The following is a 24,148-nucleotide window of genomic DNA, read 5'->3' as shown; positions in this document are numbered from 1 at the left end:
CAAGGCGCTCAGTACGTACCTTGGGCACGGAATCCCGGGCCTCACCCTCCGCACGTACACGCACCTCATGCCGAGCAGTCAGGGGCGGACCCGGAAGGCCGTGGACGGGATGTACGAGGCCTCAGGTTCTGCGTCGGACGGCCCACAGAAGGCCCAGGGGGATTGAGACGGCTCCGGGCCGGCAGTCAACGACCGTCGGCCCGGAATTCCGTGCATGCCTCAAGGGGGCTTTGAGTTGCGGTTAGAGCACCGGGAGGTTCTTGCGGAGTTCGAAGGCCGTGACCTCCGAGCGGTATTCCTCCCACTCCTGCTTCTTGTTGCGCAGGAAGAAGTCGAAGACGTGCTCGCCGAGGGTTTCGGCGACCAGTTCGCTGCGTTCCATCAGGGCGATGGCCTCGCCGAGGTTCTGCGGGAGGGGTTCGATGCCCATCGCGCGGCGTTCGGCGTCGGAGAGGGCCCAGACGTCGTCGTCGGCGCCCGCCGGGAGTTCGTAGCCCTCCTCGATGCCCTTGAGGCCGGCCGCGAGGAGGACCGCGTAGGTGAGGTAGGGGTTGGCGCCCGAGTCGATCGAGCGGACCTCGACGCGCGAGGAGCCCGTCTTGCCCGGCTTGTACATCGGGACGCGGATCAGGGCCGAGCGGTTGTTGTGGCCCCAGCAGATGTACGAGGGGGCCTCGCCGCCCGCGCCGGCGCTGCGGGAGGATCCGCCCCAGATGCGCTTGTACGAGTTGACCCACTGGTTGGTGACCGCGGCCGTCTCCGCCGCGTGCTTCAGCAGGCCCGCGATGAAGGAGCGGCCGACCTTGGAGAGCTGGTACTCGGCGCCCGACTCGTAGAAGGCGTTGCGGTCGCCCTCGAAGAGGGACAGGTGGGTGTGCATGCCCGAGCCCGGGTATTCCGAGAAGGGCTTCGGCATGAAGGTGGCCTGCACGCCCTGTTCGAGGGCCACCTGCTTCATGACCAGGCGGAACGTCATGATGTTGTCGGCTGTGGAGAGCGCGTCGGCGTAGCGGAGGTCGATCTCCTGCTGGCCGGGGGCGCCCTCGTGGTGGCTGAACTCCACCGAGATGCCCATCGATTCGAGCATGGTGATCGCCTGGCGGCGGAAGTCCATGCCCACGTTCTGGGGGGTGTGGTCGAAGTAGCCGGAGTTGTCGGCCGGGACCGGGCGGGTGCCGTCCAGCGGCTTGTCCTTCAGCAGGAAGAACTCGATCTCCGGGTGGGTGTAGAAGGTGAAGCCCAGGTCGGAGGTCTTGGCCAGGATGCGCTTGAGGACGTAGCGCGGGTCCGCGAAGGACGGCGAGCCGTCCGGCATCAGGATGTCGCAGAACATCCGGGCGGTCCCGGGGGCCTCCGCGCGCCACGGCAGTATCTGGAACGTGCTCGGGTCCGGCTTGGCGATCATGTCGGACTCGTAGACCCGCGCGAAGCCCTCGATCGCGGAGCCGTCGAAACCGATGCCCTCGTCGAAGGCCTGCTCCAGCTCCGCCGGCGCGACCGCGACGGACTTCAGGAAGCCCAGTACGTCGGTGAACCACAGGCGCACGAAGCGGATGTCGCGCTCCTCAAGCGTCCGGAGGACGAATTCCTGCTGCTTGTCCATGCCTTCATCCTCGCAGTTCAGACGGCCTGTGCACCACCGCCTCGACAGTCGGGGCACAGTCGGGCGCGCCCAGTATCGCCAGTCGTGGTTTCCGCCACATTACGCACCCGGGAAAGCTCGCGGCACCCCCGCACTGACCTGGGAGCCGTCATGAGCATTACCATCTGCGCCCATGGGGGGCCGGCAGCACACGCAGCCGGGGCGTCGCGGACGTCCCGGGCTTCGGCGTGCCGCCCTGCTGATCGTCTTCGGGGTGCTGGCCGGCACGCTGCTGCTGTGTGCGCGCCCGGGCGAGTCGCACGTCCCGTCGCCAGGTGTGCAGGTGGTGGCGGGGACGCCGGCGCACGTGGTCTGCGTGTCTCCGTACGACCTCCCCGGCTGCTCGCCGCTCACGCGCGTCACTCCGGGTGTGCTGCCCGTGCCGCCGCCCGCCGTGACGGGCCCCATGGGTGTGCCGGAGCCCGCCGCGGTCGCCTCTGGGGCGTCGCGGATCCGGCTGTACGGGGCTCCGCCGCGCGCCCCCGACCTGTATGCCCTCCAGGTGCTGCGGACCTGAGCGGTCCGGTTCGGTTCCGCGTTCATTCCACCCCCCTCAGCAGAAGGAAACCAGGGCACATGGCCAGCAAGTCCGGCAGGACCGACCAGCACACCGACCCGAACTCGCGTCAGGCACGCATAGCCGAGATGCGCCGCGCCGAGCAGATCCGGGAGCGGCGCAACAAGGCCATCGCGATCACGGCGGCGTCCGCCGTCGTCGTCGGCCTCGTCGGCTTCGGCGCCTGGGTGCTGATCGGCCAGAAGCAGGCCGAGCAGCGCAAGGAGGCGGCCGCGGCGAAGTTCCGCAAGGAGGCCGAGGAGATCCGCAAGCAGCCGGTCGAGGGCGAGCAGCTCTGGGACGTGAAGAAGCTGGGCCGCAACCACGTCGAGACCCCGGTGACGTACGAGATGAACCCGCCGGTCGGTGGTGACCACCACCCCCGCTGGATGAACTGCAACGGTGACGTCTACAAGAACCCGGTGCCGGAGGTGAACGCCGTGCACTCGCTGGAGCACGGCGCGGTCTGGGTGACGTACAACGAGAAGGCCCCCAAGGCCGACGTGGACAAGCTCGCCGCGACCGTCGGCAAGACGCCGTACACGCTGATGAGCCCGATCAAGGAGCAGACCGGCTCGATCATGCTCAGCGCGTGGGGCAAGCAGCTGACCGTGGACAGCGCGGACGACCCGCGGGTTTCGCAGTTCTTCACGAAGTACGTGCAGGGCGAGCAGACCCCGGAGCCGGGCGCGGCCTGCACGAGCGGGCTGGCCGGCAAGTGAGCCGCCCGGTCCGCCCCGTCCGCCCCGTTCCCCGTACGTACTGGGTCGCGGGCACGGCCGTCCTGCTGGCCCTGCTGTTCGCGGCGGCCGCGACCGTGGCCGCCGCGAACGGCGGCGGTTCCGCCGGCTCCGGCCCGTCGGCCCCCGCGTCGGCGCCCCGCACTCCGGGGCTCCGGTCGCCGGACGCGGGTTTCGCCCGGGACATGGCGGTGCACCACCAGCAGGCGGTGGAGATGTCCTTCGTCGTCCGCGACCGCACGCAGGACGAGGCGGTACGCACGCTCGCCTACGACATCGCCAACACCCAGGCCAACCAGCGGGGCATGCTGCTCGGCTGGCTGGACCTGTGGGGGCTGCCGAAGGTGGTGGCCGGCGAGCCGCCGATGTCCTGGATGGGGGCCTCCGGCGGCCACGGCGGGCACGCGGGGCACGGCGCCGACGCGGGTGCCGCCAAGCCCGGCGCGCTGATGCCGGGCATGGCCACCAAGGAGGAGCTGGACCAGCTGGGTGCCGCCTCGGGGCGGGACGCGGAGGTGCTGTTCCTCCAGCTGATGACCGACCACCACAAGGGCGGCGTCGCGATGGCCGAGGGCTGTGCGCAGCAGTGCGAGACGCCGGTCGAGCGGGCGCTGGCGCAGGGCATGGTCGACGCGCAGCGCTCGGAGCTCACCTTGATGGCGGACATGCTGCGGCAGCGCGGAGCCGCGCCGCGCGGGTGACGGGACACGCCCGTACCGTGGTGAGAGGCGCCCTCTCACCCGTACGGGCGTGTGCTCCGCCGCGCAGGACCCGTACCGGACCGGTGGGGACGCCGCACCGGACGCGTCCGCGCCCGGTGTCGGACGGCGTGCTCAGGAGGTTCGACGATGACCACCGCCGCAGACATCATGCACCCCGGGGCCCAGTGGATTCCCGCCACCGAGACCCTCGACCGGGCCGCCCAGCTGATGGCCCGGCTCAATGTGGGCGCCCTGCCCATCAGCGACGCCGAGGAGCGGTTGTGCGGCATCATCACCGACCGCGACATCGTCGTGAACTGTGTGGCCAAGGGCCACGACCCGGCGAAGGTCACCTGCGGTGACATGGCGCAGGGCACCCCGCGCTGGATCGACGCGGGCGCGGACGTCGGCGACGTGCTGGAGGAGATGCAGAGCCACCAGATCCGCCGGCTGCCCGTGATCCGGAACAAGAAGCTGGTGGGCATGATCAGCGAGGCCGACCTCGCCCAGCACCTCACCGACGACCAGATGGCCACCTTCGTGGAGAAGGTCTACGCGCGGGCCTGACCCTGCCCGGCCGTTGCCAGGACCGCCCGGGCCACCTGGCCCGGGCGGTCCAGCATGACCAGGTGGCCGGCGGGTTCGGCGACCTCGAAACGGGCGCCGAGCAGGTCGGCGAGGTCCGCCTGCCGGGCCAGCCAGCGCAGGGCCGGGCGCCCGGCCGAGCCGTCGTAACCGGCGAGGACGGTGGTGGGGACGGCCAGCGGACGCGTTTCGCGCAGGGTCCGCAGCTCGGCGGCCATGTCCAGGTAGCGGGAGTTCTCCAGCAGGGCGCCTCGCCAGACCCGGCCGGTGCGGTAGCAGCGGCGTACGAGGTCCGGTGCGGCCGGGTCGGAGCCGCCGGTGCGGGAGGCCCGTACGGTGGCGCGCCGCACGAGCGGTCCCAGCGCGGCCGGCAGTCCGGCGGCGCTCACGGCCCGGCCGAGGGCGCGGGCGGCCCCGGTGCGCAGTGCGGCGGGCAGGAGCGTGTGCGGGGCCTCCTCGACGCTGCCGTCGACGAGGACGAGCGCGGCGGTGCGCTGCGGGTACAGGCGGGCGAAGGCCTCGGTGTGGAAGGCGGCGATGGAGTGCCCGACGACGGTGACGGGACCGGCGGCCGGGGCGCCGAGCCCCAGCGCGTCGAGCAGCCCGGCGATGCGGTGGGCCTCCCCGGCGGTGGTGGGCGGCTCGGTGGCGGGGCCGCTGAGGCCGTGTCCGGGGCGGTCGAAGCGGACGACGGTGCGGCCCGCGGCGACGAGGGGTGCGACGACCGGGTCCCAGTCGAACCAGGCCATGGCGAGCCCGGCGCTGAGGACGCACACGGGTCCTCGGCCTTCGACGACGACGTGCAGCGGCACCCCGTCGACAGGGCCGGCGGTGACGAATCGGCCGGTGACGCTCACGTACGGCCTTCCTTGTGGACGGAGTGGGCGAGCAGGCCCAGCCAGAGCGCGACGAGGAGCACCTGGAGCCGCTGGCCTGCGCCGAGGGCCCAGGTCCCGCGCCCGGCCGTGAACAGGGCGATCGCGGAGAGGGTCCAGACGGTGGCGAGCAGTTCGAGGGCGACGAGGGCGGGGCCGTAGCGGGCGAGCGGGGCGAACCAGCCGTAGCGGCGGGCGGCGACCGTGAGGGCCACCAGGCCGACGAGGGCCCCGGTCATGGCGAGGCTGCTGCTGACCGCGTGGGCCTGGTGGGTCGCGGGGACCAGTCCGGCGGTCTCCCGGGCGGCGCATTCGGGGTCCACGGTGGGTTGGCAGCTGAGCGGCAGCCAGGCGTCGGCGGCGGTGGCCGCGCCGAAGAGGGCGACCCCGGACCAGCCGATGACCGCCCAGGCGCGGCGGGACTCCGCGTACTTCAGCAGCCGGACGAGGGCCAGGAGCCCTCCGGAGAAGGCGAGCAGCCCGGCGGTGAAGTCGGTGGCCCGGAAGAGGCCGCCGAGCGGCTGGTCCTGGGCGGCGAGTTCGCTGACGTACGTCTCGATCGGATTGAGGCCCGTGGAGAGGACCACTTCGAGCACCCACGCCGTGTAGGCGGCCGCGGCGAGACCGATCAGGGTGGCGACCGGCCAGGCGGTCCGCGGCGAGAGTCCATGTGGGGACATAGTGTGACTAATCCTAAGCAGACGCGGGGTCGGTCCTACGATCGGATACCCACCCCCGGTAGGGTTCCCGTCATGACGCGCAGTGCTCGGCGAGCCGCCCCGGGGTCCCGGTTGCTGCTGCTCGCCGCGCTGCTGCTGGGCGTCGTCACCATGCACACCCTGGGCCATCCGACCGAGTCCCACGCCAGGCAAGACGTGTCCCCGGCCCACTCCGTTGCCTCGGCGGGACACCCCGCCCCGGCCGGGCACGGTGGCACGCGCCACACCTCGGCCCCGGCCACCGACGTGCCCTCCCCCACGGTCCCCGTGTGGGGGTACGCGATGCCCGCGACCGAGATGGACCCCACGTCGGTCTGCCTCGCCGTGCTCGCGGGGCTCGTCGTCCTGCTCATCGGCACCGGCCGGACCGGATCCCGTCGCGCCGCGCCGCTCGGGGGCGCGGCCCGCATACCGGTCCGGTCCGGCGGTGGTCCGGACCCGCCCTCGCCCCGCGAGCTCCTCACCCGGCTGGCGGTCCTGCGGGTGTAGGCCGACGCCGCCGCCCCCGCATGCCCGCGCATGCCCGGGGCGGCGCCGAACCGTGCCCACGCATCCGTAACACCACACCCATGAGGTGCTCCCATGCGCTCTCTTCCCACCCGTCGCACCGTGCTCGGCGCATCCGCGGCCCTCCTCGGCTCCGGGCTGCTCGCCTCCTGCGCCGGATCCGCCGGCTCCGGGGGATCCGCCGGGTCCGCCGGGTCCGCCGGCACCGGCCACGGCTCGATGAACCACGGCGGCTCCGCCACCGACGTGCCCGAGGGGTACGTGGACCCGGCCGGGCCCGAGGTGCAGGCCGCCGAGGCCGCCCGCAAGGCCACCGGCCCGCTCACCGAGGTCAAGGTCACCGCCACCGCCACCCCGCTCGACCTCGGCGCCGGCATCACCGTCCGCTCCTGGGCGTACGGGGACAAGCTGCCGGGCCAGGAGGTCCGGGCCACGGCGGGCGGCACGCTCGCCCTCACCCTGGCCAACAACCTCCCCGAGGCCACCTCCCTGCACTGGCACGGCCTCGCACTGCGCAACGACATGGACGGGGTCCCGGGTCTGACCCAGCGGGACATCGCCCCGGGCGGGTCCTTCCCGTACAAGTTCGCCGTCCCGATCCCGGGCACGTACTGGTTCCACCCGCACACCGGGGTCCAGCAGGACCGTGGCCTGTACGGCGCGCTCGTCATCGAGGACCCCAAGGAGCCCCTCTCCTACGACAAGGAGTGGGTGGTGGTCCTGGACGACTGGATCGACGGGGTGGACGGAGCCACCCCGGACGCCGTCCTCGCCGAGCTCCGCAAGGGCATGAACGGCAACGGCGGAGCCCACGCGGCCCACGGCCGGAGCGCCTCCCCCTCCCCCTCACCCTCCACCTCAGCCTCACCCTCCACCTCCGCCTCGGCCGGCGGCACCAAGAAGCGCTCCTACGTCGCCATGGGCGGCCACAGCGACTACCTGGGCGGGGACGCGGGCGACGTCGTCTACGCCTACTACCTGGTCAACGGGCGGGTGGCGGACGACCCTTCCGTGTTCACCGCCAAGCCCGGCGACCGGATCCGGCTGCGCATCATCAACGCCGGCGGGGACACCGCCTTCCGGATCGCCCTCGGCGACCACGAACTGACGGTCACCCACACCGACGGCTATCCGGTGGAGCAGACGACGACGGGGTCACTGCTGCTGGGCATGGGCGAGCGGTACGACGTCCTCGTCACCGCCAAGGACGGAGTGTTCCCCCTCACCGCACTGGCCGAGGGCAAGGAGGGCTCGGCGCTCGCGGTGCTGCGCACCGGGTCGGGGACGGCGCCCACGTCCGCGACCCGGCCGGCCGAACTGGACGCGCCGCCGCTGATGGCGGACGCACTGAGGGCCGCCGAACCGGTCGCACTGGCCCCGCGCGACCCGGACCGTACGGTGCAGCTCCGGCTCACCGGCTCCATGACCAACTACAACTGGGCCTTCGACGGCAAGCCGTACGCGCCCGACCAGCGGCACCCGGTGAAGGCGGGCGAGCGGGTCCGGCTGGAGTTCCGCAACGCGACCCCGATGTGGCACCCGGTACACCTGCACGGGCACACCTTCGCGCTGGGCGGGCAGGAAGGCGGGCCGCGCAAGGACACCGCGATCCTCCTGCCGGGGCGCAGGCTGACGGTGGACTTCGACGCGGACAACCCCGGGCTGTGGATGACGCACTGCCACAACGTCTACCACTCGGAGTCCGGGATGATGACGGTGCTCGGCTACCAGCTGTAGGCCGGGGCCTGCCCGCCCGGCCTCCGGGCCGGGCGGGAATTGGGGTGGGCCCCGGGCGGGGGCATGGCACCCTTGCGGTGATCACGACTGCAGCGACAAAAGGACGACCCCGCCGGTATGAGCACCCCGCCGAACCCGCCCAGCACCCCCGTCGGTCCGCCGGCCGAGCCGGCGGGCACCCCGATACCCGAGACGGACTCCATACCGGCGCCCGCACAGCCGCTCTCGCTGGAGAAGACGCCGGCGGCCCCCGCCGCCCCGGCAGCCCCGGCAGCCCCCGAGGCGCCGCAGACCCCCGAGGCGGCGCCGGCGGCGCCGGCGGCCCCCGAGACTCCGGCCGCAGCCCAGGCCCCCGAGGCCCCCGCGCCTGCCGCGGCCGCCCCGGAGCCGGTTCCCACCCCGTCGGCCTTCGCCCCGCCTGCCTTCGCCCCGCCGACGCCGCCCGCACCCGCCCCTGCGGCCGCAGGCTTCGGCGCACCCGGCGCACCCGGCGCCCCCGGCCACCCGTGGGGTGAGCCCACCCCCGGCTTCCCCGGAGCCCAGTACCCCGCGTACCCCGCGTACCCTCAGGCCACCCCGACCGGCAACGGCCTGGCGGTCGCCGCCGTCATCACCGGTGGCTTCGGCATCTTCCTGGGCGTCATCCCGTTCCTCTTCTGGGCCGGCACCCTGATCGCCGCCGTCGGCGTGGGCCTCGGCATCGGCGGTATCGCCCGCGCCAACAACGGCGCCCCGAACAAGTCGATGGCCGTCGTCGGTACCGTTCTCGCCGTGCTCGGCCTGTTCTCCTCGGTCGGCGGCTTCTTCCTCACCGCCCTGGTCGTCGACCGGGCCGACAGCCGCCTCGACCGGCAGATCGAGGAGGACTGGGATGCGGACGGGCGCTACCCCAGCAGGAAGCCCTGGCCGTCCGAGTCCCCTTCGCCCACCCAGGTCCCCGGCCTGACCAGTGCGCTGCAGTTCGGCGAGACCTTCACGTACCCGAACGGCCTCAAGGTGAGCCTCTCGGTTCCGACGAAGTACGAGCCGCAGGGCAAGTACTCCCGCGAGAGGATCAAGAACGCGGTCCAGCTCACCATCACCATCACCAACGGGTCGACCAGGCCGCACGAAGTGATCTACGCCGTGCCCGACGTCCGCGACGACCAGGGCATGACCGCCGAGATGGTCTACGACGGCGGCAGCATGCCGAAGATGATCCAGGGCTCGATCCTGCCGGGCGAATCGGCCAGCGGGGTCGTGGCCTACGAGGTCCCCAAGGGCACCAAGGCCATCACCGCGGACGTCTCCCCCGGCTCCGTGCGCGACAAGGCGAAGTTCGCAGGCCCGATCGGCTGACGGAACGTCACAACGCAGGAAACAGGCGGGGCCCAGGACATCGCGTCAGAAAGACGATTACACTGGGCCCCGTGCCTCAACTTCGACTCGCTCTGAATCAGATCGACTCGCACGTCGGCGACATCGCCGCCAACGCCGACTCGGTCGTCCACTGGACCCGGCACTCCGCCGAGCAGGGCGCCCACCTGGTGGCGTTCCCGGAGATGATGCTGACCGGGTACCCCGTCGAGGACCTCGCCCTGCGCGGGTCCTTCGTGGAGGCCTCCCGTACCGCGCTGCGCGAGCTCGCGGCGCGGCTCGCGGCCGAGGGCCTCGGCGAGCTGCCGGTCGTCGTCGGCTACCTCGACCGCACCGAGCGGGCCGTACCCCGCCTGGGCCGCCCGGCCGGCTCCCCCGAGAACGCGGCCGCCGTGCTGCACCGCGGGCAGGTCGTCCTGCGCTTCGCAAAGCACCACCTTCCCAACTACGGCGTGTTCGACGAGTTCCGGTACTTCGTGCCGGGCGACACGCAGCCGGTGATCCGGGTGGGCGGGGTCGACGTGGCCCTGGCCATCTGCGAGGACCTCTGGCAGGAGGGCGGCCGGGTCCCGGCCACCCGCTCCGCCGGGGCCGGGCTGCTGATCTCCGTGAACGCGTCCCCGTACGAGCGCAACAAGGACGACCTGCGCCTCGAACTGGTCCAGAAGCGGGCCCAGGAGGCAGGCTGCACCCTCGCCTACCTGGCGATGATCGGCGGGCAGGACGAGCTGGTCTTCGACGGCGACTCGATCGTCGTGGACGCCGACGGCCAGGTCATCGCCCGCGCCCCGCAGTTCTCCGAGGGCTGCGTCCTGGTCGACCTCGACCTGCCGGCCGCCCGCGCCGACGCGCCCGAGGGTGTGGTGGACGACGGGCTGCGCATCGAGCGCGTGATCCTCTCCGAGGAGCCCGTGGAGCCGTACGAGCCGGTGGTCACCGGCGGTTACGCCGACCGGCTCGACGACGACGAGGAGGTCTACAACGCGCTGGTCGTGGGACTGCGCGCCTACGTCAAGAAGAACGGGTTCCGCTCCGTCCTGATCGGCCTCTCCGGCGGCATCGACTCGGCGCTCGTCGCCGCCATCGCCTGCGACGCGATCGGCGCGCAGAACGTCTACGGCGTCTCGATGCCCTCGAAGTACTCCTCGGACCACTCCCGCAACGACGCGGCCGACCTGGCCGACCGCACCGGACTGAACTTCCGGACCGTCTCCATCGAGCCGATGTTCGACGCCTACATGGCCTCGCTGGGCCTGACCGGCCTGGCCGAGGAGAACCTCCAGTCCCGGCTGCGCGGCACCCTGCTGATGGCGCTGTCCAACCAGGAGGGCCACATCGTGCTGGCCCCGGGCAACAAGTCGGAGCTGGCCGTCGGCTACTCCACCCTGTACGGCGATTCGGTGGGCGCGTACGGCCCGATCAAGGACGTCTACAAGTCCGACGTGTTCCGCCTCGCGGAGTACCGCAACCGGGCCGCCGCCGAGCGCGGTGAGGTCCCCCCGATCCCGGAGAACTCGATCGTGAAGCCGCCGAGCGCCGAGCTGCGCCCGGGCCAGGTGGACACGGACTCGCTGCCGGACTACCCGGTGCTCGACGCGGTCCTGGCCATGTACGTGGACCGCGACCAGGGCATGGACGCGATCGTGGCGGCAGGCTTCGACCCGGAGCTGGTGGCCAGGACCCTGCGGATGGTGGACACGGCGGAGTACAAGCGCCGCCAGTACCCGCCGGGCACGAAGATCTCCGCGAAGGGCTTCGGCAAGGACCGCCGGCTGCCCATCACGAACGGCTGGCGCGAGCGGGCGTAGCCGCCGCCGTGCGAAGGCCCCGGCCGCTCTCCGAGGAGCGTGGCCGGGGCCTTCGCGTACCGGAGTCCGTCAGGGCTTCACGGTGACCCGGGCCGCGACGGGAAGGTGGTCGCTGCCGGTGCGGGGCAGGGTCCAGGAGGCCTCCGGCCGGATTCCGCGGACCATGATCTGGTCGATCCGGGCCATCGGGAACTGCGCCGGCCAGCTGAAGCCGAAGCCGTCGCCCGCCGCACCCTGGGTGGAGCGCATCTGCGAGGTGACCTCGGAGAGGGCGCGGTCGTTCATGGTTCCGTTGAGGTCGCCGAGCAGGATGACCTTCTTCAGCGGCTCGGAGGCGAGCGCGGCGCCCAGCGCGTCGGCGCTGTCGTCACGCTGGTTGGCGGTGAAGCCGGCGTTCAGCTTGACCCGGACGGAGGGCAGGTGGGCGACGAAGGCGGCGACCTGCCCCTGGGGGGTGGTGACGGTGGCGCGCATGGCCCGGGTCCAGCCCATCCGGATGTCGACGGGTGCGCTCGCGCTGAGCGGGTACTTGCTCCACAGGCCGACGGTGCCCTCGACGGAGTGGTGCTTGTACGTGGCCGCGAGGGCCTTCTCGTAGACGGGGACGGCGCTGCCCTTGAGCTCGGTCAGCGCCAGGACGTCGGCCCCGGACCGGGCCACCGACTCGGCGGTGCCGCGCGGGTCGGGGTTGTCGGCGTCGACGTTGTGGGTGGCCACCACCAGGTTGCCGCCGGAGCCGGACTTGTCGCTGACCAGGCCGCCGAAGAGGTTCGCCCAGACGGCGGCCGTCAGCAGTATCGCGAGGAGCGCGATGGCGGACCTGCGGTAGACGGCCCCGGCCAGCAGGAGCGGGACGGCCAGGCCCAGCCAGGGCAGGAAGGTCTCGGTGAGGCTGCCGAGGTTGCCCACGTGGTTGGGCAGATCCGCGTGGAAGATCATGATGAGCGAGATCAGCGCGGCGATCGCGGCGAGGATCCAGCCCCGCCGCCAGATTCCGGGGTCCTTGCGCAGTGCGGCCAGCCGGCGCCGGAGGCGGGTTCCGGAGGGCTCGGGCTCCGAGCCGCCGTTCCCCGACTCCGTCATGTACGCCTGTGCCATACCACTGCCCTCACTGCCGTGCTCGCGCTCCGTCCCCGCCCCTTGACCCTAGGCGATGAACCGGAGCCTTCCGTGCCGTACGTCACGACCGCCGATCACGGTCGTACGTCCGGGAGGACGAACGGCCGTGCGCAGGGGGTTCCGCTTGTCACGAAACGCGCACATTGGGTCCCGTGGCCAGGCTCGCACCACGGACCACTTCCGCCTTTGCCCGCGCGGATGCCACCATGGGGGGTGAGTCCGGGGACGTCGTAAGGGCGCCTCGAGATGACACAAGGAGCAGTTGCAATGACGCATGCCGTTTCGCCTGCCCGCGAACCCGCAGCAGCATCTCCGTCGGCCTCCCCCACCCTGTACGGAGGCACGGGCACCCGGCGCATCACCGTCCGCGACCTGACCCTCGCCAAGGAACGCGGCGAGAAGTGGCCCATGCTCACCGCCTACGACGCGATGACCGCGTCCGTCTTCGACGAGGCCGGTATCCCGGTCATCCTCGTCGGCGACTCCATGGGCAATTGCCACCTCGGCTACGAGTCCACCGTCCCGGTGACGATGGACCAGATGACCATGCTCTCGGCGGCCGTCGTACGGGGCACGAGCCGTGCCCTGGTCATCGGCGACATGCCGTTCGGCTCGTACCAGGAAGGCGCGGTGCAGGCCCTGCGCAGCGCCACCCGCCTGGTCAAGGAGGCCGGGGTCGGCGCGGTGAAGCTGGAGGGCGGCGAGCGCTCACTGGCCCAGACCGAGCTGATCGTGCAGTCCGGCATCCCCGTCATGTCCCACCTGGGTCTGACCCCGCAGTCCGTCAACGCCATGGGCTACCGGGTCCAGGGCCGCGGCGACGAGGCCGCGCACCAGCTGCTGCGCGACGCGAAGGCGGCGCAGGACGCGGGCGCGTTCGCGGTGGTGCTGGAGCTCGTCCCGGCCGAGCTGGCCGCCGAGGTCACCCGGTCCCTGCACATCCCGACGGTCGGCATCGGCGCGGGCGCGGAGTGCGACGCGCAGGTGCTGGTGTGGACCGACATGATGGGCCTGACCGGCGGGAAGATGCCGAAGTTCGTCAAGCAGTACGCCAAGCTCCGCGAGACCATGACGGGCGCGGCGCGGGCCTTCGCCGAGGACGTGGTCGGTGGAACGTTCCCGCAGGCGGAGCACGCCTTCCACTGATGCGGTGAGCGACGGCCCGACAGCCCGCCGACCGCGTGTCGGCGGGCTGTCGTATGTCTGTCGTACGTTTGTCGGTCGGCTGTCGGTGCTTTGTCAGTGGCGGCTGGTCCCATGTGGGCATGACGCGAAACGACAACAAGCCCAACGCCGTGGAGGTACGGGGGCTGGTCAAGCACTACGGCGAGACCAAGGCCCTCGACGGTGTCGACCTGGACGTACGGGAGGGCACGGTCCTCGGGGTCCTGGGCCCCAACGGCGCCGGCAAGACCACGCTCGTCCGCTGCCTCTCCACCCTGATCGTCCCGGACTCCGGGACCGCGACCGTCGCCGGCTTCGACGTGGTCCGCCAGCCGCGGCAGCTGCGCCGCACGATCGGCCTCACCGGCCAGTACGCCTCGGTCGACGAGAAGCTCTCCGGCTGGGAGAACCTCTACATGATCGGGCGGCTGCTCGACCTCTCCCGCAAGGACTCCCGCCGCCGCGCGGACGAGATGCTGGAGCGGTTCTCCCTGACCGAGGCGGCCAGGAAGGCCGTCATGAACTACTCCGGCGGTATGCGCCGCCGGCTCGACCTCGCCGCCTCCCTGATCGGCAACCCGGCCGTGCTCTACCTGGACGAGCCGACCACCGGTCTCGACCCCCGCACCCGCAACGAGGTGTGGGACGAGGTCCAGCGCCTGGTCGCCGAGGGCGCCACCGTGCTGCTGACCACCCAGTACATGGAGGAGGCCGAGCAGCTCGCGAGCGAGCTGACGGTCATCGACCGGGGCAAGGTCATCGCCAACGGCAAGGTCGACGAGCTGAAGGCGCGCGTCGGCGGCCGCACCCTGAAGATCCGCCCCGTGGCCGCCTCGGACCTGCCGGGCATGGCCCGCGCGCTGGCCGAGGCCGGACTGGACGGCGTGGCCGGCAGCCAGGCCGTACCGGACGAGGGCGTGCTGCTGGTCCCGATCCTCAGCGACGAGCAGCTGACGGCCGTCGTCGGTCTGCTGGCCGCCCGCGGGTACGCGATCGCCGACCTCGGCACCTACCTGCCCAGCCTCGACGAGGTGTTCCTGTCCATCACCGGCCAGAAGCCCACGTCCGTCGAGGACTCCGTTCCCACCGAGAAGACCGAGGAGGTCGCGGCATGAGCACCGTAACCACGACGAAGCCCGCTCCCACCGCCTCCGGTCCGGCTCCGGTGGCCGCCGCGCACGGCGAGGGCCGGATCGGCCTGCGGGGCAACCTGCGGCACATCGGCGCCCTGGTGCGCCGCAACGCCCTGCAGATCAAGCAGGATCCCGAGTCGATGTTCGACGTCGTGTTCATGCCGATCATCTTCACGCTGCTGTTCGTGTTCGTCTTCGGCGGCGCGATCTCCGGCAAGGGGAACCAGGCGGACTACGTCAACTACGTGGTCCCGGGCCTCATGGCCATGATGGGCATGAACATCGCCATGGGTGTCGGCACCGGGGTCAACGACGACTTCAAGAAGGGCGTCATGGACCGGTTCCGGTCCATGCCCATCGCCCGGTCGTCGGTGCTCATCGCCAAGATCGTCGTCGAGCTCGGCCGGATGATGGTGGCCATCGCCATCCTGCTCGCCGTGGGCTTCCTGCTCGGCCTGTCGATCAAGGGTTCGGTGCTGGGCCTGTTCCTCGCCATCGGACTGTCGGCCGTCTTCGGCGCCTCGCTGATGTGGATCTTCGTCCTGCTCGGCCTCACCCTGAAGACCCCGCAGGCCGTCCAGGGCATGGCGATGATGGTCCTGATGCCGCTGCAGTTCGGCAGTTCGATCTTCGCCCCGCCCACCACGATGCCGGGCTGGCTGCAGTCCTTCACGGACTACAACCCGCTGTCGAACCTGGCGGACGCGGCCCGCTCCCTGATCAACGGCGTTCCGGTCGGCGACTCCGTGTGGATGACCCTGGTCTGGTCGCTGGCCATCACCGCGGTCACCATGCCGCTCGCGGTACGGAAGTTCCGGCAGAAGACCTGATCCGCGGACCGATCCGTTCGGATCGCGTCCCGGACGGGCACCGGCCGGGGGCCGGATCAGATGAGGGCGGTGGCCTCCTCCAGGGAGAGGCCGCCGCCTTCGGCGTACGCCTTCTCGTAGACGGCGTCGCCCAGCGCCGCCCGGGCCAGCTCCTGCGCGCGGGCATGGTCCTCGCGCTCCGTCGTGACCGGGAAATGCGCGGGCGGCAGCTGCGCCCGGTAGGCGCCCAGCAGCCTGGCGGCGTCGTACTCCCGGCGCGGGCCGCCGAGCGAGACCAGCGAGAAGGCAGCCGTCAGCAGGTGGACCGCGGGCATCTGCGGGGCCACCATCCGCGCCATCGGGTCCAGGGCGGTGTCCATGGCCTGGCGCAGCCGGTCGAGGGCCTCCTCGTACAGCCCCTGGCGGTTGTCCAGCCAGGCCATCGTGCCGAGCAGGAAGCCGTCGAAGATGGCGAACGCGCCGAAGGCGAACTCGTCCCGCAGGAGCTGCAGCTGGGCGCGCGCCTCGGGGATGCGGCCCGTGCGCCCGAGGATGCCCGCGAGGAACATCCGGGCGGCGGGCATGGCTTCGTTGCCGTACCGCTGCACCGTCGCGGTGATCTCCGTGAGGATCCGCTCGGCGTCCTCCATCCGGCCGGCCTCGGTCAGCGTCCCGGCCATCCGCACGCGCAGCACCGTCACCTGGGCCATGGCGCCGAGGCGTTCGGCGTAGGCGATGGCCTCCTCGTAGTCGCGGGCGGCCAGTGCGTACTCGCCGCGCTTCTCCCGGGCCTCGGCGCGGGCGGACAGCGCCTCGGCGCAGCCCCAGGCGTCCCCGAGTTCGCGGAAGATGGCCAGGCTCTCGTCGGCGTCGCGCGAGGCGTCCCCGGCCCAGTCCGCCCGGTTCGCGAGGATGTTGGCGCGCAGCTGGAGGCCGGAGGCCAGCTCCCAGCGGTAGCCCAGCTCGCGGGCCGTCCCGACGGTCGCGTCGACGACCCGCTGGAGCAGTCCGGGGTCGCCGGCGATCATGACGGCGTAGATCCACAGGGAGGCGGGGGTCCGGCAGGTCTGCGGCAGTCCGGGCCGGTAGGTGGCGAGGACCCCGTCGATCAGGGCGCGGACCGAGGGGGTGTTCCAGGTCTCGTTCGTCTGGTCGCGGGAGGCCAGCAGGACCAGGTTGACGGCGCGCCAGCCCTCGGTGCGCGTTTCGCCGGAGTAGGGCGGCGGCGTGTCGACGAGCCGTTCGTAGACGGGCTCGGCGGCGGTGAAGGGCGGCTCGAAGGGGTTGGGGCCGAGGGCGGCGGTGGCTTCGGCCCAGTGCCGGGACTCGGAGCGCAGGTCGTGCATGTGCCAGTACCAGCCGAGCGAGTGGACCAGGCACAGGGCTTCGTCTGCGTCGCGTACGGCGATGGCCCGGCGCAGGGCGGTACGCAGGTTCTCGTACTCGGTGGCGAGCCGGTCGGTGGCCGCCCGCTGGCCGTGGCCGCGCAGCAGCGGCTCGGTGGTACGGGCGAGCTCGCGGTAGTGGACGAGGTGGCGGTGCTCGGTGGCCTCGCGGTCGCCGGCGGTCTCGGCGAGGCGTTCGGCGGCGTACTCGCCGACCGTCTCCAGCAGGCGGTAGCGCATGCCGAGGCCGTCGGGTCCGGGGGCGGCCACGACGAGGGACTTGTCGACGAGGGAGCCGAGGACGTCGGCGGCGTCGTAGGAGGCGGGGTCGGACGGGTCGGCGCAGACGGCCTCGGCGGCGGCGAGGTCGCAGCCGCCGGCGAAGACGGACAGCCGGCGCAGGGCCGTGCGTTCGGCCTCGTCGAGCAGGTCCCAGGACCAGTCGACGACCGCGCGCAGGGTCTGCTGGCGGGGCAGGACGGTACGGGCGCCGCTGGTCAGCAGCCGGAAGCGGTCGTCGAGGCGGTCGGCGATCTGGCGCGGGGTGAGCAGCCGCAGCCGGGCGGCGGCCAGCTCGATGGCGAGCGGCAGACCGTCGAGGCGGCGGCAGATCTCGGCGGCCGCGGCCGGGTCCTCCTCGATGGTGAACCCGGCGCGGGCGGCGGCCCCGCGGTCGCCGAGGAGCCGCAGCGCGATCGGGTCGGGCAGCGGTTCCACCGGGCGCAGGGACTCCCCCGGGACACCGAGGGGTTCGCGGCTGGTGGCCAGGATCCGGACGTCGGGGCAGTGCGTGAGGAGGCGTTCCGCGAGGGCGGCGGCCGCGCCGATGACGTGCTCGCAGTTGTCGAGCAGCAGCAGGAGCCGGCGCCGTGCGCAGTGCTCGGCGAGCCGGTCGAGGGGGTCGTCCCCGGCGCGTTCGGTGAAGGCCCGCAGCTCCTCGGCGGCGGCGCCGCGCAGCTTGGTCTCCCGGGCCCCGAGCGCGGCGAGGGTGGCTTCGGCGACGTCCTCCGGGTCGCCGGGCCCGTCGATGGGGGCGAGTTCGACGAGCCAGACCCCGTCGGGCCAGGCGCTCTCGTCCTGGGCCTCGGCGGCCTCCTGGGACAGCCGCGTCTTGCCGGCGCCGCCGGGCCCGAGGAGCGTGACGAGGCGGGCCCGCGCGAGGTCGTCCCCGATGACGCGGATGTCGTCCTCACGGCCGACGAAGGTGGTCAGGCGCGCCCGCAGATTACCCGCGGACGCGGGGGCGGCCGGGGGCACGACGGCGGCGGGCGCGACAGCGGCGGCAGCGGCAGCAGCGGCGCCGGCGGCAGCGGCAGTGGTCGGCGGCTGCGTGTCCGAGGTCAGCAGCTCGGCGTGCAGGGCCCGCAGTTCCGGGCCCGGGTCGGTGCCCAGCCGGTCGGACAGCTCCCGGCGCAGGCTCTCGTACGCGGCCAGCGCCTCCGCCGGGCGGCCCGCGTCGCGCAGGGCCCGGATGCGCAGGGTGTGCAGCGGCTCGTCCAGCGGCTGCTGCGCGCACATCGCGGTCAGCTCCGGCAGGCAGCGCTCCGCCTCGCCCATCGCCAGGGCCGCCGCGAGCCGCCCCCGGCGCGCGTCCATCCGTACGGCCTCCCAGCGCGCGGCCTCCGCCGCCGGGTCCGGCAGGTCGGCGAGGGCCGGCCCGCGCCACAGGGCGAGGGCCTCCTCGTACAGGGCCGCCGCCTCTGCCGGGTCCGGCGCCTGGCCCGCGGCCCGGACCAGCCGCTCGAAGCGGTACAGGTCGACGTCCTCGCGCTCGGCGGCCAGCTGGTAGCCGCCCTCCGCGGAGCGCACGGCCGGGTGCCCGAGCGCCCGCCGCAGCCGGGCGACCAGCGCCTGCAGGGCCGCCATCGCATCGGCCGGCGGATCGCCGTCCCACACCTCGGCGACGAGCAGCCGGGCGGGCACCACCCGCCCCGGCCGCAGTGCGAGCGCTGTCAGGAGCGCCCGAAGGCGTGCTCCGCCGACGGCGACGGGGGTCCCGTCGTCGTGCATGGCCTGGGCCGTTCCGAGGATCGCGTAACGCACCGGCCCATTGTCCCCGCACCCGGCACCGGACCCGCACCCTTTTCCGCCGGGCCTGCGGGATAGGTTTCCCGGCATGGGTCATCAGGGCGGCCGCAGCGAGCGGCGCATCAGTTCGGTATTCCTCGGCATCTTCGCGATCATGGCCGTCACGGGCTGGGCGGTGTGGACGGGGTACGCGGCGAGCCCCGGACTCGCCATTTTCCTCTTCGTGACGTCGGCGTGGATCGTCTCCCTGTGCCTGCACGAGTACGCGCACGCCCGTACCGCTCTGCACGGCGGTGACCTCACGGTGGGTGCCAAGGGGTACCTGACGCTGAATCCGCTCAAGTACACGCACGCGCTGCTCAGCATCGTGCTGCCGGTGATCTTCGTGATCCTGGGCGGCATCGGCCTGCCCGGCGGCGCGGTGTTCATCGAGCGGAACCGGATCCAGGGCCGCTGGAAGCACAGCCTCATCTCGGCGGCGGGCCCGCTGACCAACGTGGCCTTCGCCGTGGTGTGCACGGCCCCCTTCTGGCTGGACGCCCTCGACGGGGTGCCCCTGGCGTTCCGCTACGCGCTCGCCTTCCTCGCCATGCTGCAGGTCTCGGCGGCGATCTTGAACTTCCTGCCGGTACCGGGCCTGGACGGCTACGGGGTCATCGAGCCCTGGCTGTCGTACCGGGTGCGCCGCGAGATGGAGCCGCTGGCGCAGTTCGGCCTGCTGGCCGTGTTCGCGCTGCTGTGGATCCCGGGGGTCAACGCGTTCTTCTTCGGCGCGGTGGACGGCCTGATGTCCGCGCTCGGCGTCTCGCGCCTGGAGACGGACTGCGGCCGCGAGCTCTACAACTTCTGGCGGGAGACCGGCGTCTTCTGCGCCGTCCCGCAGGACTGACGGCCCGGTGCCGGGCGCAGAGCCCGGCCCGCCCCGGCCCTCGGGGGGGCTCACCCGATCAAATGTCGGTGCGATCCGCTATTCCTTTCGGAAATACTGCGACCGGTCCGACCGGTCCGACCGATCCGACCGATCCGACCGATCCGACCGGTCAACAGCATTGACCCCAGGGGGATTTCGCACACATGACACTCAGAACGCCTTTGCGCGCCCTGCCCGCGGCGGCCCTGTCGCTGGCGCTCGGCCTGGCCGCCGCGGCGCCGGCCTCGGCCGCCGCCGACCCGGCGGCACCCAAGGTCACGGCGCCCCGCACCGGCCCGGCCCCCGGTTTCGCCGGCGAGGGCCGGTCCTCCGACTGCTACACCGATCCGTATGCGGGGTCCGGAGCCGGCTGGATCGGCCTGAACGACGTCACCACCAAGGTCACCGCCACCTCGGCGTCCCATGCCCAGCTGCAGACCACGTTCCAGCTGTGGGACACCTCGTACGGGGGCGCGCGCACCGACTTCCCGACCGTGTGGTCCACCTACCCCGAGGCCGCCACGAACCTCTCCCGCGACCTGCTGAAGGACGGCGGCCAGTACGCATGGCGTGCCAGGGCCACCGACGGGAAGCTGACGAGCCCGTACACGGCCTGGTGCTACTTCCGTGTGGACCACACCCGGCCCACCGCCGAGGTCACCACGGACGAGACCCCCAAGAAGGTCGGCGAGGAGGCCACCTTCACCCTGAAGGGCACCGACGACGGCTCGGGAATCGCCTGCGCCCGCTGGCAGACGAGCCCGGTCTTCGGCGTCGGCTGGAGCTGCGCGGACGAGGCGACCGACTCGCGCGTCGTCCGGCTGACGGACGGCTCGGCCGACATCAAGGTCAAGCCCGCCACCTGGGGCAGCCAGGCGGTGTACCTCCAGACGATGGACAACGCGGGCAACCTCGGCGAGGCGCAGGCGTACTACTACGCGCAGGCCTCCACCAAGCCCGCCGCCTTCGGCGACATCGACGCCGACGGAAAGCCGGACGTCCTCGTCCCGGATGCGGCGGGCAACCTCCGCAAGCCGGGCGCGAACCCGCTGGACCCCGCGAACGCCCGCCGCCTGGCCGCCCCGGGCGGCGGCGAGAGCTGGGCCGGCGTCCAGTACACCCACCGGGGGTCCTTCGGTGAGCAGGCCGTCGACGACCTGATGGCCCATGCCCCCGGCGGGACCTACGTCTACCGGTTCACCAACGACGGGGCGGGCCAGTTCACGGACCAGAGCCCGACACTCGTGAACAAGCCCACCCAGTGCCTGGACGCGGCGGGTTCGGTCATCGACTGCGCTCAGCACGGGTTCGGTCCGGACTGGTCGAAGGTCACGCAGATCGCCGCGTACGGATCGCCCACCGGCGACAGCACGGTCGACGGCCTCCTGCCCCGCACCTCCCTGCTGTTCGTCGAGAACGGGCGGCTGTGGCTCGCGCAGCGGGGCGGCATCCGGCTGCGGACGGCCACGCTCCTCTCCGGCGACGACACCCGTTGGGCCGGCTACGACCTGCTCACCCCGGGCCGGGCGCAGGGGACGGACTTCCCGACCCTGTGGGCCCGCTCCCGGGCGGACGGCGCGATCCGCGCCTTCTCCGTCAGGGGCAGCGCGGACGCGCCGGACTTCTCCGCCTTCACGGACCCGGCCGCCGGGCCGGTCCTGTCCACCCTGACCCCGGCCACGCACCCGCGCGTCGGCTCCGACGGCGACCTCACGGGTGACGGCCTGCCGGACCTGTGGTCCGCGGACGCCACCGGCCACGTCACCGTCTTCCCGGGTACGGGCACGACCGCCCCGCACCCCACGGTCACCGGCTTCGGCCCGGCCGTCTGACCGGCCGGGGCAGTTCCTAGCCGACCTGGCGCGCGGCGGAGGCCTTCTCGGCCTTCGCCTTGCGCAGGTAGAACCAGGCCATGTTGGACGTGAGGCCGGCCAGCAGCACCCAGACGATCCCGAGGAAACTGCCCTCGACGAAGGCGACGACGGCCGCGGCCACCGCACAGGCGCAGACGACAAGGGCGAAGACGGCAAGGCGGGGCATGGGAAGAGCTCCTCGAAAACACTGAACGGGGCCGAGCTCCTCCAGTGTCCCCCATGCCCCGCAGTGCTGCCGTAAGGCCGCCCGCGATCACCTCCGATCCGTTTCCGGCTTCACCTGATCTTCTGCACCCCGTGGCGCTAGGTTCGGCGGGTACGCGCCGGATCCGGGCGTGACAGAACGAACAGCCCGGCCTGCTCGGCCCGCGACGGACGACGCCGGGCGTGTGGGGGGAGCACGTATGCAGCAGATCTCCAAGGGTGCGAACGTCAGCCTGACCGCCCTCAGCGAGGACGCCGGGGCGGTCGTCGTGAGCCTGGGCTGGACCAGCGCCACCGGAGCCGGCGATGCCGATGTCTCCGTGCTGCTCCTGGACGAGAACGGCAAGATCCGCAGCGAGAACGACTTCTACTTCTACAACCACCCCGCCGCCGCGGACGGAAGCGTCCAGCTCCTCGGCAAGACGCCGACCTCGAACGGCGACGAGGACCGCATCAGCGTGGACCTCACCGCCGTTCCCGAGGACGTGGCGCGGATCGTGGTGGCGGCCAGCCAGTACGGCGGCGCGCGCTTCGGAGATCTCGACGATCTGCGGATGACGGTCTCGGACCGGACGGGGGAGCCTCTCGTCGGGTACTCCATCGAGGACGCGGGCGTGGAGACGGCCTTCATCTTCGGTGAGCTGTACCGGCGTGGCGAGGAGTGGAAGTTCCGCGCCGTGGGGCAGGGATACGAGACCGGCCTCGCCGGGCTGGCCACGGATTTCGGCATCGAGGTACTGGAGGACACCGAGCCGGCGACGGCGCCGACGGCCGAGGGCACCGCCGGGACCGCCGCCGTGCCCGCGCCGCCGGAGGAGGGCGAGGCGACCGCCGTCCCGGCCGGGGCGCCCGCGCCCGCGACGGCGCCCGAGGCCCCGGCGGCGGAGGCGGCTGCCGCTGGGGCTGGGGCTGGGGCAAGCGCCACCGTGCCCGCCCAGACCCGCGGCCGCGCACCCCGCACGACGAGGAAGAAGGTCACCCTCCCCAAGGTGGCCAAGAAGTCGCTCGCCGAGAACGAGTCCTGGCGCACCGCGCGGCTCTTCCCCGTGCCGTCCCTCAAGAGCGACAAGGAGCGCGAGGTCCGGGCGACCTCCGTCCTGCTCTCCGTCATGGCTCAGGTACCCGAGCTGGGCCGCCGCCTCACCGCCGGGTTCGGAGCACCCGTCGGCCGCATGCAGACCTTCACCGAGGTCCCCCTCCCCCACGGCGACACCCCGAAGCGGCCGGACGGGGTGATCCGGGTGGAACGCGCCGGCAAGCTGTGGACGGCCCTCGTGGAGACGAAGACGCACGGCAATCCGCTCAAGGGCGAACAGGTCCAGCAGTACATGGACATCGCCGCGCGCCGCGGCTACGAGGCGGTGATCACGCTCTCCAACGACGTGGCGCTGGACGGCTCACCCGTGGTCGACGTCAAGATCGACGGGCGGCGCAAGCACAAGGTCAGCCTCTGGCACCTCTCCTGGGCGGAGGTGGCCCACCAGGCTCAGATGCTGATCCGCCACGAGGGCGTCGGCAACGCCGCCCACGCCTGGCTCCTCCAGGAGCTCCTGGAGTACCTCCAGCACGAGAACTCGGGCTGCCACGGATTCCAGAACATGGGACCCGCCTGGGTGCCCGTGCGCAAGGGCATCGAGGACGAGACCATCAGCCCCGACGACGAGCGCGCCGTCGACGTCGTCGAGAGCTGGGAGCGGCTGATCCGCCAGGTCTGCCTGCGCCTCGGCGGCGAGCTGGGACAGAAGGCCCTGCCCGTGCAGCGCACCCGACGCGACAGCGATCCGCGGGCCCGTCGGGCCCTGGCGGCCGCGGCGCTGTGCGCCGACGGGAACCTCTCCGCCGAACTGCGCATCGACGGAACGAGTTCCGTCATCGCCGTCACCGCCGATCTGCGGACCGGCAAGGTCCGCACCTCCGTGGACATCCCGGCCCCGGAGGGCTCGTACCCGCTGGCCACGACGAAGCGGCTGCTGCGGGCGCTGGCCGAAGCACCGGCGGACCTGCACGTCCAGAGTCTGGTGGAGGGCGAGAACGGGCCGCGCGGCACCCTGGAGCGGCTGCGCCCCGAGCCCGGCGATCTGCTGCCCAAGGACGGGGCCGCGCCGACCGGGTTCCGGCTGTCGCTGATCAAGGGGATGGGCAACACCCGGGGCAACACGGAGTCCGGTTTCATCCGCGGCGTCGACGCGGCGGTCGACCGCTTCTATCACGGGGTGGTGGCCCACCTGGGTGCCGTCGAGGCGCGCGGCGGCCGCCGCGGTTGATCCAGTTCCCGGCGGTCCGGTCCTGTGGGCCG

20 protein-coding genes are annotated in these 24,148 nt (G+C 72.5%); 14 read left to right on the top strand and 6 right to left on the bottom strand.

What is annotated here, in order from left to right; all coding sequences use genetic code 11:
* Positions 1–241: 241 nt before the first annotated feature.
* Positions 242–1,603, bottom strand: a complete 1,362-nt coding sequence (locus KO717_RS25485) for a glutamine synthetase family protein (protein ID WP_189963779.1) — start codon at positions 1,601–1,603, stop codon at positions 242–244.
* A gap of 172 nt (positions 1,604–1,775) precedes the next feature.
* Here KO717_RS25485 and KO717_RS25480 point away from each other — a divergent pair, with 172 nt between their 5' ends.
* From KO717_RS25480 to KO717_RS25465, 4 genes are all read left to right on the top strand, one after another.
* On the top strand, positions 1,776–2,159 hold the full coding sequence (locus tag KO717_RS25480) for a hypothetical protein (protein ID WP_301371554.1): 384 nt from the start codon (positions 1,776–1,778) through the stop codon (positions 2,157–2,159).
* Positions 2,160–2,218: 59 nt separating this feature from the next.
* Positions 2,219–2,920 (top strand): DUF3105 domain-containing protein, encoded by a 702-nt coding sequence (locus KO717_RS25475; RefSeq protein WP_301371553.1) that lies wholly within the window; start codon positions 2,219–2,221, stop codon positions 2,918–2,920.
* Positions 2,917–3,639 (top strand): DUF305 domain-containing protein, encoded by a 723-nt coding sequence (locus KO717_RS25470; RefSeq protein WP_301371552.1) that lies wholly within the window; start codon positions 2,917–2,919, stop codon positions 3,637–3,639. Before KO717_RS25475 ends, KO717_RS25470 begins: the two co-directional genes overlap by 4 nt.
* Positions 3,640–3,786: 147 nt before the next feature.
* On the top strand, positions 3,787–4,206 hold the full coding sequence (locus KO717_RS25465) for a CBS domain-containing protein (RefSeq protein ID WP_301371551.1): 420 nt from the start codon (positions 3,787–3,789) through the stop codon (positions 4,204–4,206).
* Here the strand turns inward: KO717_RS25465 and KO717_RS25460 are convergent.
* Entirely contained in the window at positions 4,191–5,081 is an 891-nt protein-coding gene (locus tag KO717_RS25460; RefSeq protein WP_301371550.1) for an alpha/beta fold hydrolase, read from the bottom strand. The genes KO717_RS25465 and KO717_RS25460 overlap by 16 nt on opposite strands.
* On the bottom strand, positions 5,078–5,779 hold the full coding sequence (locus KO717_RS25455) for a DUF998 domain-containing protein (RefSeq protein ID WP_301371549.1): 702 nt from the start codon (positions 5,777–5,779) through the stop codon (positions 5,078–5,080). The genes KO717_RS25460 and KO717_RS25455 overlap by 4 nt, the downstream gene beginning before the upstream one ends.
* A gap of 72 nt (positions 5,780–5,851) precedes the next feature.
* On the opposite strand from KO717_RS25455, the gene KO717_RS25450 reads away from it, so the two are divergent.
* From KO717_RS25450 to KO717_RS25435, 4 genes are all read left to right on the top strand, one after another.
* Entirely contained in the window at positions 5,852–6,307 is a 456-nt protein-coding gene (locus KO717_RS25450; RefSeq protein ID WP_301371548.1) for a hypothetical protein, read from the top strand.
* 93 nt (positions 6,308–6,400) lie between these two features.
* Positions 6,401–8,062, top strand: a complete 1,662-nt coding sequence (locus KO717_RS25445; RefSeq protein WP_301371547.1) for a multicopper oxidase family protein — start codon at positions 6,401–6,403, stop codon at positions 8,060–8,062.
* A 117-nt stretch (positions 8,063–8,179) separates the two neighbouring features.
* Positions 8,180–9,400: a DUF4352 domain-containing protein gene (locus KO717_RS25440; protein WP_301371546.1), complete on the top strand. Its 1,221-nt coding sequence runs from the start codon at positions 8,180–8,182 to the stop codon at positions 9,398–9,400.
* A 71-nt stretch (positions 9,401–9,471) separates the two neighbouring features.
* Positions 9,472–11,226 (top strand): NAD+ synthase, encoded by a 1,755-nt coding sequence (locus tag KO717_RS25435; RefSeq protein WP_301371545.1) that lies wholly within the window; start codon positions 9,472–9,474, stop codon positions 11,224–11,226.
* Positions 11,227–11,295: 69 nt separating this feature from the next.
* On the opposite strand, the gene KO717_RS25430 is transcribed toward KO717_RS25435, so the two are convergent.
* Complete coding sequence (locus KO717_RS25430) at positions 11,296–12,324, bottom strand: endonuclease/exonuclease/phosphatase family protein (protein WP_301371544.1); 1,029 nt, start codon at positions 12,322–12,324, stop codon at positions 11,296–11,298.
* A gap of 288 nt (positions 12,325–12,612) precedes the next feature.
* On the opposite strand from KO717_RS25430, the gene panB reads away from it, so the two are divergent.
* From panB to KO717_RS25415, 3 genes are all read left to right on the top strand, one after another.
* Positions 12,613–13,491 (top strand): 3-methyl-2-oxobutanoate hydroxymethyltransferase, encoded by an 879-nt coding sequence (gene panB / locus KO717_RS25425; RefSeq protein WP_301371543.1) that lies wholly within the window; start codon positions 12,613–12,615, stop codon positions 13,489–13,491.
* Positions 13,492–13,610: 119 nt separating this feature from the next.
* On the top strand, positions 13,611–14,624 hold the full coding sequence (locus KO717_RS25420) for an ATP-binding cassette domain-containing protein (protein WP_301371542.1): 1,014 nt from the start codon (positions 13,611–13,613) through the stop codon (positions 14,622–14,624).
* Entirely contained in the window at positions 14,621–15,472 is an 852-nt protein-coding gene (locus tag KO717_RS25415; protein ID WP_301371541.1) for an ABC transporter permease, read from the top strand. The genes KO717_RS25420 and KO717_RS25415 overlap by 4 nt, the downstream gene beginning before the upstream one ends.
* Before the next feature lie 56 nt (positions 15,473–15,528).
* Here KO717_RS25415 and KO717_RS25410 read toward each other — a convergent pair whose 3' ends face one another.
* Positions 15,529–18,879 (bottom strand): AfsR/SARP family transcriptional regulator, encoded by a 3,351-nt coding sequence (locus tag KO717_RS25410; RefSeq protein WP_301371540.1) that lies wholly within the window; start codon positions 18,877–18,879, stop codon positions 15,529–15,531.
* Between the two features lie 73 nt (positions 18,880–18,952).
* Between KO717_RS25410 and KO717_RS25405 the strand changes: the two genes are divergently transcribed.
* Entirely contained in the window at positions 18,953–19,753 is an 801-nt protein-coding gene (locus tag KO717_RS25405; protein WP_301371539.1) for a site-2 protease family protein, read from the top strand.
* A gap of 185 nt (positions 19,754–19,938) precedes the next feature.
* The gene (locus tag KO717_RS25400; protein ID WP_301371538.1) at positions 19,939–21,606 is read left to right on the top strand and encodes an FG-GAP repeat domain-containing protein; all 1,668 of its coding nucleotides are present in this window, start codon (positions 19,939–19,941) and stop codon (positions 21,604–21,606) included.
* A gap of 16 nt (positions 21,607–21,622) precedes the next feature.
* On the opposite strand, the gene KO717_RS25395 is transcribed toward KO717_RS25400, so the two are convergent.
* A complete protein-coding gene (locus KO717_RS25395) occupies positions 21,623–21,814 on the bottom strand; it encodes a hypothetical protein (RefSeq protein ID WP_030012308.1) in 192 nt (63 codons plus the stop codon).
* 238 nt (positions 21,815–22,052) lie between these two features.
* Between KO717_RS25395 and KO717_RS25390 the strand changes: the two genes are divergently transcribed.
* Positions 22,053–24,116 (top strand): TerD family protein, encoded by a 2,064-nt coding sequence (locus KO717_RS25390; protein WP_301371537.1) that lies wholly within the window; start codon positions 22,053–22,055, stop codon positions 24,114–24,116.
* The last annotated feature ends 32 nt before the right edge of the window (positions 24,117–24,148 follow it).

The organism is Streptomyces xanthophaeus (assembly GCF_030440515.1).
Lineage (GTDB): Bacteria > Actinomycetota > Actinomycetes > Streptomycetales > Streptomycetaceae > Streptomyces > Streptomyces kutzneri.
The sequence above is the reverse complement of the archived record's forward strand: the minus strand, read 5'-3'. Positions and strand labels throughout refer to the sequence as shown.